This is a genomic window from Vreelandella glaciei, assembly GCF_013415125.1.
In the GTDB taxonomy this organism is placed as follows: Bacteria; Pseudomonadota; Gammaproteobacteria; order Pseudomonadales; family Halomonadaceae; genus Vreelandella; species Vreelandella glaciei.
The window spans coordinates 19,670-32,580 of the sequence record NZ_JACCDE010000018.1 but is presented as its reverse complement, the minus strand read 5'-3'; the positions used below and the strand labels follow the sequence as shown (position 1 = coordinate 32,580).

General features: G+C 57.2%; 11 protein-coding genes. 2 read left to right on the top strand and 9 right to left on the bottom strand.

Translation table 11 applies throughout. From position 1 onward, the window contains the following. Position 1 precedes the first annotated feature (1 nt). Together moaB and HZS80_RS13015 are read left to right on the top strand one after the other, a co-directional pair. Complete coding sequence (moaB, locus tag HZS80_RS13020) at positions 2-523, top strand: molybdenum cofactor biosynthesis protein B (RefSeq protein ID WP_035561152.1); 522 nt, start codon at positions 2-4, stop codon at positions 521-523. Next, positions 516-1,721 (top strand): molybdopterin molybdotransferase MoeA, encoded by a 1,206-nt coding sequence (locus HZS80_RS13015; RefSeq protein WP_035561154.1) that lies wholly within the window; start codon positions 516-518, stop codon positions 1,719-1,721. Before moaB ends, HZS80_RS13015 begins: the two co-directional genes overlap by 8 nt. Here the strand turns inward: HZS80_RS13015 and HZS80_RS13010 are convergent. The 9 genes from HZS80_RS13010 to HZS80_RS12970 form a co-directional block, all read right to left on the bottom strand. Beyond that, a complete protein-coding gene (locus tag HZS80_RS13010) occupies positions 1,696-2,145 on the bottom strand; it encodes a hypothetical protein (RefSeq protein ID WP_045812067.1) in 450 nt (149 codons plus the stop codon). The genes HZS80_RS13015 and HZS80_RS13010 overlap by 26 nt on opposite strands. Position 2,146: 1 nt before the next feature. Continuing rightward, complete coding sequence (locus HZS80_RS13005; protein ID WP_035561160.1) at positions 2,147-2,707, bottom strand: chemotaxis protein CheW; 561 nt, start codon at positions 2,705-2,707, stop codon at positions 2,147-2,149. After that, the gene (locus HZS80_RS13000) at positions 2,697-4,376 is read right to left on the bottom strand and encodes a diguanylate cyclase (protein WP_035561162.1); all 1,680 of its coding nucleotides are present in this window, start codon (positions 4,374-4,376) and stop codon (positions 2,697-2,699) included. The genes HZS80_RS13005 and HZS80_RS13000 overlap by 11 nt, the downstream gene beginning before the upstream one ends. Positions 4,377-4,450: 74 nt before the next feature. Further along, complete coding sequence (locus HZS80_RS12995) at positions 4,451-4,807, bottom strand: response regulator (RefSeq protein WP_035561165.1); 357 nt, start codon at positions 4,805-4,807, stop codon at positions 4,451-4,453. A 54-nt stretch (positions 4,808-4,861) separates the two neighbouring features. Beyond that, complete coding sequence (locus HZS80_RS12990; protein ID WP_179916321.1) at positions 4,862-6,970, bottom strand: hybrid sensor histidine kinase/response regulator; 2,109 nt, start codon at positions 6,968-6,970, stop codon at positions 4,862-4,864. Between the two features lies 1 nt (position 6,971). Next, the gene (locus HZS80_RS12985) at positions 6,972-8,399 is read right to left on the bottom strand and encodes a CheR family methyltransferase (RefSeq protein ID WP_179916320.1); all 1,428 of its coding nucleotides are present in this window, start codon (positions 8,397-8,399) and stop codon (positions 6,972-6,974) included. Beyond that, a complete protein-coding gene (gene cheB, locus HZS80_RS12980; protein ID WP_035561173.1) occupies positions 8,396-9,463 on the bottom strand; it encodes a chemotaxis-specific protein-glutamate methyltransferase CheB in 1,068 nt (355 codons plus the stop codon). Before cheB ends, HZS80_RS12985 begins: the two co-directional genes overlap by 4 nt. 12 nt (positions 9,464-9,475) lie before the next feature. Next, positions 9,476-11,518, bottom strand: coding sequence for a methyl-accepting chemotaxis protein (locus tag HZS80_RS12975; RefSeq protein ID WP_035561176.1), 2,043 nt, complete (start codon positions 11,516-11,518; stop codon positions 9,476-9,478). A gap of 217 nt (positions 11,519-11,735) precedes the next feature. Further along, complete coding sequence (locus HZS80_RS12970) at positions 11,736-12,902, bottom strand: glutathionylspermidine synthase family protein (protein ID WP_035561180.1); 1,167 nt, start codon at positions 12,900-12,902, stop codon at positions 11,736-11,738. Positions 12,903-12,911: the final 9 nt, after the last annotated feature.

Here is a 12,911-nt window from a genome sequence, read left to right as displayed (position 1 = left end):
AATGAGTGAGCCAATGGTGCCCCTCAACATAGCCGTACTCACGGTCTCCGATACCCGCACGGAAGAGACGGATCGCAGCGGCCAAGCCCTGGTCGAACGGCTAACCAGTGCCGGTCACACTCTCGCTGAAAAGCGTATCGTGCCAGACGATGTCTATCGTATTCGCGCGGTGGTCGCGAACTGGATCGCCGAAGCGGATGTGCAGGTGGTGATCACCACCGGTGGCACCGGCTTTACTGGCCGAGACTCCACCCCTGAAGCGATCTCTGTGCTGCTGGATAAGCGCATTGAAGGCTTTGGCGAACGTTTTCGTCAGCTAAGCGGTGAGGAAATCGGCAGCTCCACTATTCAAAGCCGCTGCCTAGGTGGCCTAGCTAACGCCACGGTAGTGTTCTGCCTACCTGGCTCGACCGGCGCCTGCCGAACCGGCTGGGACGGCATTCTGGCCGAGCAGTTAGATAGCCGCCACAAACCCTGCAACTTCGCCAACCTGGTCATCCCAGGCCGAGGTCAGCATGGTTGATTTACAGCCGATATCAGCCGCGCTTGAAGCGCTACTGGCAGGCGTCCGCGCACTCGACGCAGAGAGTATCCCGCTGGAAGCCGCCGGTGGACGTGTGTTGGCCGAGGCCGTCACCGCCCAGTTGGATGTGCCACCCTTCGATAATAGCGCGATGGACGGCTACGCCTTGCGCGCCGCTGATGCGGGGAAGTGGCTGCCGGTCAGTCAACGCATTGCCGCTGGCACGCAGGCGAAACCGCTTGTGCCTGGAAGCTGCGCGCGTATTTTTACCGGTGGTGAGATCCCTCCTGGGGCTGACTGCGTGGTGATGCAGGAGCGCGTAGAAGTCGACGGTGATCGTGCGCTGATACCTGCCAATATCCCAGCGGGTGATAATGTCCGCCGCCAAGGACGCGACGTGTGCGCAGGCAGCGTACTGTTAAATGCCGGTGAGCGGCTCGAAGCGGCGGCCCTTGGCCACTTGGCAGGTCAGGGGATTACCCTGGTCAGCGTGCGCCGACGCCCCCGTGTGGCGCTGCTCTCGACGGGCGATGAGATTATCGATCCCGGCACGCCGTTAAAGCCGGGGCAGCTCTACAACTCAAACCGGCCGATGCTTAGGCGCCTGTTAGAGAACTTTGGCGCTGAGGTGGTGAGTACCATTAGCGTGCCGGATGACTACGACCGCACCGTGGCACTGTTAACGGCCGCCGCTGCTGAAGCAGACCTGGTGGTCACCACCGGGGGCGTGAGCGTCGGCGAAGAAGATCACGTCAAAGCCGCGCTGGAAGCGATTGGCCAGCTCGATATGTGGAAGCTGGCGATTCGCCCCGGTAAGCCGTTAGCGCTCGGCCGCTTACCCCGCGGTGACGGCAGCCAGGCGCGATTTGTTGGCCTGCCGGGCAATCCAGTATCGGGGTTTGTCGGCGCCTGGCTGTTTTTACGCCCCTTGCTAGGCGCAATGCTGGGCTGTCCGGCGCTAACATCACTGCCAGCGGTGACCGCGAAAGCTGAGTTTGCTACCTCCACCGGCCCACGTGAGCACTATATGCGCGTAACGCTTGAGTTCTCGCCCAGCGGCGTAACGGCGACGGCCTTTGATGATCAGAACTCTGGCGTGCTTTCGTCGTGTATCAACGCCGACGCCTTTGCGGTGATTCCGGCCAATAGCGACATAGCCGAGGGCGATGCCATTAGCTGTTTGTGGTTGGCTGGCTAAGAGCAGGGGCCTGAGAAAGCGAAGGATTAAGCTTGCGGGCATCCAGTAGCAGCACCAACTGCTGCTGGTCGAAGGCTAAGCCGCATAGCGCCGTTGAAAATCGGCGGGAAAGCAGCAGTTTAGGCAGCGGGTAGAGCCTGTTGGCAGGGAGTTGCTGCAGCGTAATGTCACCGCTTACGCCTAGTTGCCAAGTGTTTTGGTTGTCACTGGCTGTTTGAGCGTCACGCAGGGTGAGCCAACGGGTAGGCGGGGCATGGTCGTCATCTTCGTCGAGCAGCGATTGAGCATTGGCTGTGCGCGATGCCGTAGGGTGATTCGTCATGGCGAGCACATGGCATGCATCCAGGGCAGCACGGTAAGGCCCTACGCGAAACACCACCAGCGCAACCTGGGCCTGCGCATGCTGGTCTAGTTGCTGGGGCACCTTAACCCAACCCCTGCCGGTAGGCGTCGAACAGCGCTTCAGGGTCAAGCAGGGCAAGCGCTTGGCGCTCATCTATCTGCCACAGTGCGCTGACATACGGGCGCAACGTGCCGGGAAGCGTTTCTGGCGGAGCTTGCAGCATGCTCTGGGTGACCTCGCAGACATCGTCAAGTTGCTCAATACGCACGCCACTCGTCACCCCCGCTGCGCGGACTAACAAAATCATACCTTTAGAGGTGACTTCCGGTGTAGGTAAACCGAGTAGCTGATGCAGGCTAATAACGGACTCAATTTTGCCGCGTAGGTGCAGTACGCCTTCGGTAGAGGCGGGCAGCCCTGGTACATAATAGACGGGCTGGTCGCTGGGTAAAATTTCGCTTACCGCGCTACCGGGCAGCGCAAACCGCTGGTCATCGAGACGAAAGAGCACTAGCTGCTGGGTGGGCTCATCAACATCCACCACCGTTTCACTATCGCTTTGCGCCGCTAAGGCATCGTTCAAGCTTAGAGTGGCCAACGGCCGGTCATTCGCCACGCCGTCGCGGGGATCTTCAGCGGTCATCGGTTAGCTCCGTTGCTAGCACTACTTGGTTGCGGCCTTGGTGCTTGGCACGGTAGAGCGCTTGGTCGGCGCTTAAGCGCATGGATTCGGTAGAGGGTTGCGCGGGGAAACTGCCTATCCCCACGCTGAAGGTGCAGCGAAAGCGAACGTCACCGGCATGAAAATCGACCAGTGCAAAATCCTCGCGCAGGCTGTCGATTAATGTAGCCGCTTTTTCTGCAGAGATGTCTTTCAGCAGCACGACAAACTCTTCACCGCCGTAGCGGCCGATAATGTCGGATAGCCGCAGGCGGGTTTTCAATAGCCTCGCCAAGGTGATAATCACCTGGTCGCCCGCCAAGTGGCCATGAGTATCGTTAACCTGTTTAAAGTGATCGATATCGATCATTGCCATGGCGTGCTGGCTATCTTCGCGGTGGGCTTGGGCAAGGGTTTTATTGATCAGCTCTGTGGTAGTGCTGTGGTTATATAGCCCGGTCATGCTGTCGCGAGTCATTAATGAACGCAGCAAGCGTAGGCGTTCGGCGCGTAGCCGCACAGCAGAGACTAGCTCTTCGGGCTGTACGGGTTTGGTAAGAAAGGCTTCAACCCCTGCGGACATGGCGGAAATCTGCTTTTGGCTATCGGTTTCGCTGGAGAGATAGATAATCGGTAGCCCCAGGTATTCCGGCTGCTGACGAATAATCGTCGCCAGTTCTTCACCCGAACACACTGGCATATACACATCGACCAGCAGTAAATCAGGGCTAAAGCGCTCCATGGCATTGAGCGCATCGGCGGGATGGTGCACCTGATGAGTACTCATCCCGCCCTCTTCAAGCAGCAAGGCGTGGTAGGCAGCTGCTTCAGGCTCATCATCCACCACTAGCACCTTCAACGGCTCTTCCGTCGCCGGCGCGGTGAGCTCATCCACTGCCAACATAAGATCTAGTGGCTTTACCGGCTTGGTAAAGTAGCCGCCGCAGCCTGCACGAACGGCACTCAGGCGCGAGTGAAAGTCACTGTGGGCCGACAAAACGATGGCGGGGAGTGGTTGGCCGGTCAGTTTATTCAAGCTGGTCAGGGTTTCAGTGCCTGCCGTCTGGCCCTGGGGAAACTGCACATCCATGATCACCGCGTCAGGGCGACGCGTGAGCACGGCGTTAAAGAATGTCTCCGTGTCGATAAAATGCTCGACTTCATGACCGAAGCAGCGCAAGTGATGGATTAATTGATCGACCTGCTCTGGCTCATCGTCGCACAGGTAGATTAACCGCTGGCGCTTATTGCTAAGCGGTTCAACCGGGCTGGTAAGCTCGAAGCTGTGTACGGCCGCCAGTGCCTGCTGTTGACCGTGGCGGGAACGCAGGTGCTGCTGTTCGTGACCCAGCTGGAGAAGCAATTGACTGATAAACGTATCGATATCGGCGCGGGTGGGGGAGGTAGTGAGCGCCTCCTGCGCCTGATCTGCCAGTAGGGCAAGCCGCTCAAACCCCAGCGACCTCCCGGTTCCTTTCAAACTATGAAAGAAGCGGTGCAGCTCTGGCGCGAGCCGCGCCTGTTCTTCGCTCGTCGTGCGACTCTGCTGCCACAGCTCGGCGGTTTGCGCTAAGCGGGACGGAAGCTGCTCAATAAAACGCTCACGCAGCTGGTTCAGCTTATCGTGCAGCGAAGGGGCGGGCTTAGACATCAAACTACCTACGTAAGTGATCGAAAGCGGCGGTCCATTCCATCAATTGTCCATTCCATCGCATTCAGCGTTGCTTAGCTGTCGAGAGCCTGTTTCACGGCAGCTTCCAGGTTGCAGGCCAGCTCGGCATCTTTACACAAACAGGCATCAAGGCCCGGTGTCTGCCGTAGGGCTGCATCCGGGATGTCCCCAGTGAGTAAAATAAACGGCAGGTGATTATCTTGCTCGCGCAGCATCGCCAACAGCGCTAATCCACTGACCAGGGGCATATGCATATCGCTGACGATCAGTTTGATATCACTGTGAGCGTCTAACTGCTCGACGGCTTCCATCGCGTCATTGGCCAGCAGAGGCTCATGACCCTGAGACTCAAGCAGTGCCGCCGTCATTTCTCCGGCAAGCGGATCGTCGTCTACGACCAGGATATGCATTCCTTGACCTCATGATTATTGTGTCATTAACGGTGGTGTTCATAACGTTTCTCGTTAGCCCAATAGGGCCTGGAGCGTCTCTATTAAATTGTTTTGATCAAAACTGCCCTTGACGATATAGGCGTCGGCACCGACCTCGATGCCACGACGCCGATCCGCCTCTTTTTCCCGCGAGGTGATAATAATAATCGGCCGATGACGATAAACCTCATTTTCGCGCAGTTGGGAGGTCAGCGCAAAACCATCCATTACCGGCATCTCGACGTCGGTAAGTACCGCATCAAACGGTTCCGCCAGTGCTTTGGCTAAGCCGTCACGACCATTTTCGGCCAGCGTGACGTGGTAGCCCCATGCTTCGAGCACGTCTTTTTCAATTTCACGTGTATTCAGTGAGTCATCGACCACCAAAATACGTTTCGCGAGAGTGGGGGATGCCCGCTCATGGCTAGGACGCAGGGCATTGTGCCGGGTGGCTTCCAGTAACGCGGGCACATGCAGCAGGCTAACCAGCGCATTGCGGCCCATTGACACCATGCCCGATACCAAGGGTAAATAACGTAGATGCGCGGGTAGTGGCTTGATCACCATATCGCGTTCATCAATCAGTGAATCGATAATCAGGGCGAGTTTCTGGTGTCGCTGGTGGACGACCAGCAGTAGGGTGTTATCAGTAGCGGCAGTCGTCGTGGGTAGCTCAAGCAGTTGGGCAAGCGATACCACCGGCACGAATTCGTTGCGTAAAATCAACGTGCGCTGTCCGGCGGCATCAATGAATGAGTGTGATGAGCACTCTACCAATTCTGATACGTAAGGCGCGGTGACGCCTAGGTTGACACCGCCGACGCTGACCAGCAGTACCCGCATCATCGCCAGCGAGAGCGGCAGGCGCAGGGTAAAGCGCGTGCCGCTGCCGGGCTCGCTGGCAAGCTGCAAGTCGCCGTTAAACTCGTCCACCACGGTGCGTTTGACCACATCCATGCCCACGCCGCGCCCAGAAAAGTCGGTAATCATGCTTTTGGTAGAGAAGCCTGGCAGAAAAATAAGCTCCAACGTCTCCTGTTCGCTTAGCGCATTCAACTGCTCTTCGTTGATCAGCTGTTTGGCGAGTGCTTTCTGACGCACCGCGTCCAGTGCGATTCCCGCGCCATCATCACGCATCTCAACCACTACCCAATCAGCGTCTTGCCAGGCTTCGATAACCAGCTGCCCGCGGGAAGGCTTGCCTGCTGTCTGGCGTTCGGCAGGAAGCTCTAAGCCGTGATCCAAGGCGTTACGCAGCAGGTGAATGAGCGGGTCTGACAGGCGATCAATCATCTGGCGATCAAGTTCGATCTCGCTACCCTGCACGCGGCAGTCGACCTGTTTGCCGAGTGACTGGGCCAGCTCTCTGGACATATGCGCCAGCGGGTCAAACACCACGCTTAGCGGCAGCATGCGCATTTGCAGTGCCCGGTCGTGTAGGTCGCTCATCAACGACTCGTGGCTTAACACGCTATCTTTCAGCTCACGGTGAAAGGCGTGAAAGGGCGCCTGCTGCTCGGCAGGGAGCGTGGTGCTTAGCTCACGGGCTTGGTCAACTAACCCATGTAAGTGATGGTGGCCGGAAAGCACTTCACCCATCAAACGAATAACATCGTCTAGGCGATCCAAGCGAACCCGCACGGTGTCACTAAGGCGCAGTTCGTTCTCGGTCACCAGCGTAGCGGAGGACGTTGATGAGGACGAAGGTGGCGTGGGCGTATCGGGGGTGCTGTGCTGGGTTGGGGGTTGACCGTGAGCAGCATTTTCAAGGGCGCTACACAACGCCTCATCAGCTGCGGGTAAGTCGTCGCCTGTCGCCCCGTCGGCTAGCCGACTGACCAAGTCAGAAAGCCCGTCAACCGCCTGGTTGAGCAAACTGGTAACCGTTGGTGTTGCGGTTAGGGTGCCATCGCGCAGCGCGCTGAGCAACTCTTCAGTGCTATGGGAAAGCGCCGTAATCGGCACCAGTTTCAGCATTCGCGACGAGCCTTTCAGCGTATGCGCTGCGCGGAACAGCTCGTTGATCTGTTCGCGTTCAGCCTGGCCTTGCTCCAATGCGCTGATCCCTTCGCGCAGGCGGGGTAGGTGGTCGGCTGCCTCTTCCACAAAGCGCTGTATAAAGCGGTGAATATCCAGCGCCATATTAACCCACTCCCTGTGTGGTACTGGTCGATGCCAGTGTGGTGTTGGCCGCTTTTAGATAACGTTCGGCTAGAAAGCGCGCATCGCCTGGCGGTAACGGCGGGGCGATCGTGTCTAGCCCACCATTTGAGGTGGGCACGGTGGTCAGCAAACGCACCACCGCGGCATAGCGCTGTTTGCGCTGTAATGGCTCGTCGGTCAGTTCACCCTGGCGATAAAGTTCAGCTAAATAGAAGTGCGCGGGCCAACACTCCGGCGCAACGTAAATGGCCCGCTTAAAATAGTCGTAGGCCTGATTGGGCTGCTGCTGCCAACGGGCGACCAGCCCGGCCAGTACTAGCGCGTCGATCAACCACGGCTGGTGCTTAAGCAGCGCTTCTAGCATTGCAGCGGCGTCGTTAAAGGCGTTTTGATCGAGCAACTGATGGGCGGTGTGCAGTTGCTGGGTAATGCTGTCAAGTCGTTCATTTTCCGCTGCGGGCTCAAGTGGGGCCTCGGGCGCTAAATCAGCGCTGCTGGCTAACGCTAGCTTTTTATTTGCGCCCTCACCGTCGTTGATACTTTCATCAGCTTTGGTGCCCATCGTGGGCAAGACAGGCTGAAGGGGAGCCGCTGGCACTGCCGCGGGTTGCTCTGCATGGCGAAAGTAAAATACGCCCTGGGCTTCGACCAGTTCGAAAACACCGAGATCGTTACCCAAGGTTTCGGTGACGCCGCAGAGTAAAATGCCGTTCGGGGCCAGCAACTGGCCAAGCTGCTGATGAATACGGCGCCGCGTCTGCTGGTCAAAGTAGATCGACACATTGCGAAAAAGAATTACATCAAAGGGGCCGCCTGCACTGCTCTCATCGGCGTTTAATAGATTAAATGGGCGAAAGGTTACCCACTGACGCAAAGATTCGTGAAGCTTGTAGCGGCCCTGGTAGGGGCTAAAGTAACGCGCTTTAAAGTCGGGAGAGAGCGCGCGAAACGCCATGCCCCCATACACCGCTTGGCGCGCCTTGGTAAGGACTTGGTGATCCAGGTCGCCGCCGGTGAGGGTGAACAACGCTTTGGCCCGCTCGCCAAAGCGCTCGAACAGCATCATCGCCACGCTATAGGGCTCTTCGCCGGATGAACAGCCTGCGCTGAAGATAGAGAGCGGCGGTTGCTCTGCCGCTAAACGCTCGGGCAGGTAGGTGCTGACCAACCAGTTCAGAGCATCTGGCTCGCGACAAAAATAGGTTTCATTGACCGTTAGCTGGCTGACAAATTGATCGAATAGCGCCGGGTCGCGGCGTAATTGCCCGAGGAGCTGGGTGGTGCCGGTTAGCCCCGTGGAGGCTTGTAAGCTGGCCACCGCCCGGAATAGCCGGGCTTCGGCTAAGCCCTCAAGGTGTAAACCACAACGTTGATGCACCAAGGCTTTAAAGGGGGCCAATGCGCTCATGCCAGAGGCCCCGGCCGGCTATATGAGTAGCCACGCACATCGCGCAGCAGTCGATCCGGAAGGCTATCAAGGGGTAATACATACTGTATGACACCGGCTTTGACGGCTTCCTGATTCATGCCGTAAATTACTGAACTGGTTTCATCTTGTGCGAAAGTAATACCGCCTGCCTGATAAATAGCCCGCATGCCATTAACGCCATCGCGGCCCATACCGGTCAAAATAATACCAATCGCATCACTGCCATAGACCTCGGCGACGCTTTGCAACAGTACATCGCAGCTGGGGTGGTAAAGTGAGTTTTCGGGGCTGGACTGAAGCTGGAAGCGATGGCGTGGCGTCACACATAAGTCGCTTTCTGACGGCGATAAGTAAATATGCCCAGGGCGCAGCTGCTCACCCTTTTGGCCAACACTCACCGGCATGGCACACAGCGATGCCAGCCATTGCGCCATGCCATCGATAAACCCATGACTGATGTGCTGGGCGATCACAATAGGTGCTGGAAACCCGGCAGGTAGCGTGCGCAACAGACGCACTAAGGCTTGCGGCCCACCGGTTGAGCATGCGATCGCGACCACGTGTTGGAAATCCCGCGGTACCCCACCTGGGGTAGCTGGCAGGGTTGGTAGGGCGAGTAGGGGCGCGGGCGTTGTAACGCGCCGCCGCAGGCGAGTGATCACCGCAACACCGGCGAGCAGGCGCACCCGCTCCAAAAGGCGCTCTGCATCGGCCCCTTCCAATGCGGGTTTAGGCATCACTTCCAGCGCGCCCACCTCAAGGGCTTGATAGGCCGTTTGCGCATCGGAGCGGTCGCTAATCACCAGGATGGGCACGCCTTTGCTGTACATGATCTCTTCGATAGCGCTTAGGCCATCCATCACCGGCATGTTGAGATCCATGGTGATCAGCTGTGGCGCAAGGCGTTTGGCCAGCTCCACCGCTTCGCGGCCGTTAGTGGCTTCACCCACGATCTCAATATCATCGTCTCGGCTGAGGATATCGCGTAGCACGTCGCGGGCTACTTGGCTGTCGTCGGTAATGACTACCCGAATTACACTCATCCGGTATCCTTATCAGCGGTCTTTATTTGTTAGGGTGAACTCCTGCACCAGCGCGTTAAGCTCAGCCGACATATGGATCATGTCCTGGCTGATGTCGGTAATGCTGCGCACCGAGTGTGCGTTGCGTGAACTGGCCGTATCAATATCACGCAGCGCCATCACCACCTGGCTACTGGCGGTTTTTTGCTGCTGAGTAGACAGCGATATCTGTTGGGCCGCGCTGCTGGTTTGACTCGCCGCCTTTAGCAGTGCCTCCAGGTCCTGGGCGGTACTCATGCTGGCTTCAACGCCCTGCTCGATGGAGGAGGCGCCTTTTTCAGAGGCCACCACCAAGCGATTAATCGCTGTCTGAATATCATCGGTATGTGCTTCAATCTCTTGGGTAGAGTCGGTCACGCTGTCAGCAAGACGGCGTATCTCGCTGGCAACGACGGAAAAGCGTCGCCCCGACTCCCCTGCGCTAGAGGCTTCCAAGGCAGCATTAAAGGCGATCAGTTTGGTCTGGGCGGCCAGGGTGTTGATCAATTCCATGACTTTGTTAATCTGTTTGGATTTCGCCCCCAGCGTCATGATCTCGGTCAGGCTCTGCTCGCTGTCGCTGCGGATATCCTGCATTTTTGACTGTAGCAGCTGCATAGCCGAACTGCCTTTTCGGCTGCGTTCCAGCGTCTGGTTGGCAACGTCGACCACTGATTGGGAGTGGTCGGCAATTTGGGTTGATGAGGTTGAGAGTTCTTCCATGGTGGAGGTGATTTCAGCCACCGAAGAGGCCATCTCCTCAACCGCTGCGGCCATGGTTTGGCTCGCTTCCTGGTCAATATCACTGCCGTGCACACCGGAAAGCCCGGCCGTTTTCGCGAGCCGGTCGGCGACTTGGGTTAGCGCCTGAGCGTTCTTGGCCACCGCCGCAATCGCGCGGGAGAGGCGCTCAAGGAGCTCGTTGGTTTGATCCGCTAAGTCGCCAAGCTCTGCTTTGTCGTCGGTGCTGACCCGCCGCGAAAGGTCCAGGCTGAGGGTGATATCTTTCAACTGGCGCTGGAAATCAATCAGTGGGCGGATGAGTCTGCCGGTCAGCGGGTAGAGCACCAGTAACCCGACGAGCAAAATGAGCAGGCCTATACCGCTGGACTCCAGGAAGCGCTCACGGGTGGACGCCAGATACGCCTCTTTATCGACTTCCACCATCAGGTAGCGCTGCAGTTCGGGCAGCCAGCGTGTGTTAATCAGGAAAATTTGGCCGTCGCGCTCAATCTCTTGTACCTGGAGCCGTTCATCACGCAGCAGACGCTGGGCCGATTGCTCTGTTAAGGACTCCACCGCTGTCCCGCCAATAGGCGCTGTTTCATCACTACGAATATTTCCACCACTGCGAACGAGCAGCTCGCCTTCAGCGCTGAGCAGCGAAGCGTGGCCGGTGTCACCTAAGCGAAAGTCATCAATTAAGCTGGCCATTTGGGAGAGATCAAGCCCCGCGCCGGCCACCACTAGCGGTCGACCGTTGGTCGCATTTACCGCGCTGCGATAATTGACGTACACAAAGGCATCATCGGGTGAAAAGGTGTCGCTATCTAAATTTAGCTCATAAGCGTTGCCGCTGTCAGTAAAGTGGTAGTACCAGTCATCTTCGCTGCCGGGGGGCTGAATAACACGCTGCAGAAATTCGCCATCGCGCAATTGAAAATAGTAGCCACGCCCCCGGTATTGAGCGGCGATAAACAGCAGTTCGGTGTCTAACTGCTCCATAAGGCGCTCAAGGTAGCGGGTAATGTCGTTTTGTCGCTCTTCAGGCAGACCGTCGCGCACCCACTGCTCAATAAAATAGCTATTGGCCAGGCTTTCGGAAATGGCTAGATCCTGGCTAAGGTTAAGGTTCACATGTGCTGCTAGCCCTTCAACCTGTGCCGGTAGCTCTTGATTAAGCAGGTTGTTCAGCTGTGCTTGGCTGTGGGTACGCGCTTGAAGATAGAGCGCCAGGAGCATTGCGAGCGCTAAGACCGTCCCAAAGGAGAGAAATAGCCGAAGCCGTAAAGGTAGGGATTTCCAGCGCGCCATCATGTTCGCCGTTGCTCCAAAGTAAACGGTGGCCCTGAAGACGCAACGACATCTAGGCTTTCAAACCCTAGTGTTAATGCTGTTGGGTAATATTCAGGATAAAAAAGTGAAGGGGTGATGCCCCTCTGCTCACGAAAGTAATACTTAAAGTAGTACGGATGATTTCAGCTTTTTTAGGGAGCAATGTCCAGCGCTAATAAGTGGAATTTGGTGCGTCTGTTTAGACAATCGCGTGGGGCACAAAGCAGGAAGAGTCTTTGGTGATGCGGCCAACGTCTTCGCGAATGCCCATACCGCAAGCGCGGTCACCCACCACCCAACTGCCAATTAAGGCGTGATTGTTACCAAAGCGCGGCATGGGGTGGTACGCCTGACGAATCCATGGGCTGTCGGTATAGGGGCCATCAACGGCTTCTTGTTGCCCGGCGGGGGTGATCAGTTCTACGTTACTGCCTTCCCGGGAAAAAAACGGTTTGCGCACCCAGCCTGCTGGCAGCGGCGGGCTATTGGCATCCTCGAAAAACGCCGGTAGCAGATTGGGGTGGCCCTTAAAGTGCTCCCATAGCAGGGGCAGAATTCCCTTATTAGAGAGAATCGCTTTCCAGGGCGGCTCAAACCAGTGGGTGTTTAGCTGCGGGATATACTCGCCAAACGCATCGTCGGCCATCTCTTCCCAGGGGTAGAGTTTGAACAGCGCGTGGATGGGCTGGTTATCCAAGTCTACAAAGTGCTCAGCCCCAGGGCGCAGGCCAATATCTTCGGTGTAGATAAACGGCGCGTTAAGACCGGCCTGTACCGCGACATCCTGTAAGTAGTGCACGGTGGCACGCTCTTCGGGGTTATCTTTGATGCAGGAGAAGTAGAGCGTTCGCGCTTCTATGCGGTCACCAAGGTGCGCCATGGCATTGAGCAGGCGCTCTTGAATCGAGTTGTACTGATCCGCATGGCGGGGCAGGATGCCCTGGGCAATGGCCTGCTCAAGCCATACCCACTGAAAAAAGCCCGCTTCGTAGAGCGAGGTAGGGGTGTCGTAGTTGAGCTCCAACAGTTTCGCCGGGCCATCGCCTGAATAGGCAAAATCCATTCGTCCATAGAGGTGCGGCTGACCCGACTTCCAGGAGTTGTGGATGCTGTCCCACATATGTTCGGGCAGCGCCAAACGCTGCATAAGCGCATTGGAGTGGCAGACCTTATCCACCAGCTCCATGCACATCTCATGCACTGCCTCGGTAGGGCCTTCAATATCACGCTCTACCTGCTCGAGGGTGAACTGGTAGTAGGCGTCCTCTTTCCAGTAAGGCTCCCCGTCGATGGTATGAAAATGAAAGCCCAGCTCGTGAGCGAGGGCTTTCCAGTTGCTTCGTTCAGGGATATCGATTCGCAGCATAGTAATGTT

Bases quoted from the DNA above. Each gene is read 5' to 3' on its own strand.
- moaB (WP_035561152.1), top strand. From the start codon at position 2: ATGAGTGAGCCAATGGTGCCCCTCAACATAGCCGTACTCACGGTCTCC.
- HZS80_RS13015 (WP_035561154.1), top strand. From the start codon at position 516: ATGGTTGATTTACAGCCGATATCAGCCGCGCTTGAAGCGCTACTGGCA.
- HZS80_RS13005 (WP_035561160.1), bottom strand. From the start codon at position 2,707: ATGACCGCTGAAGATCCCCGCGACGGCGTGGCGAATGACCGGCCGTTG.
- HZS80_RS13000 (WP_035561162.1), bottom strand. From the start codon at position 4,376: ATGTCTAAGCCCGCCCCTTCGCTGCACGATAAGCTGAACCAGCTGCGT.
- HZS80_RS12995 (WP_035561165.1), bottom strand. From the start codon at position 4,807: ATGCATATCCTGGTCGTAGACGACGATCCGCTTGCCGGAGAAATGACG.
- HZS80_RS12990 (WP_179916321.1), bottom strand. From the start codon at position 6,970: ATGGCGCTGGATATTCACCGCTTTATACAGCGCTTTGTGGAAGAGGCA.
- HZS80_RS12985 (WP_179916320.1), bottom strand. From the start codon at position 8,399: ATGAGCGCATTGGCCCCCTTTAAAGCCTTGGTGCATCAACGTTGTGGT.
- cheB (WP_035561173.1), bottom strand. From the start codon at position 9,463: ATGAGTGTAATTCGGGTAGTCATTACCGACGACAGCCAAGTAGCCCGC.
- HZS80_RS12975 (WP_035561176.1), bottom strand. From the start codon at position 11,518: ATGATGGCGCGCTGGAAATCCCTACCTTTACGGCTTCGGCTATTTCTC.
- HZS80_RS12970 (WP_035561180.1), bottom strand. From the start codon at position 12,902: ATGCTGCGAATCGATATCCCTGAACGAAGCAACTGGAAAGCCCTCGCT.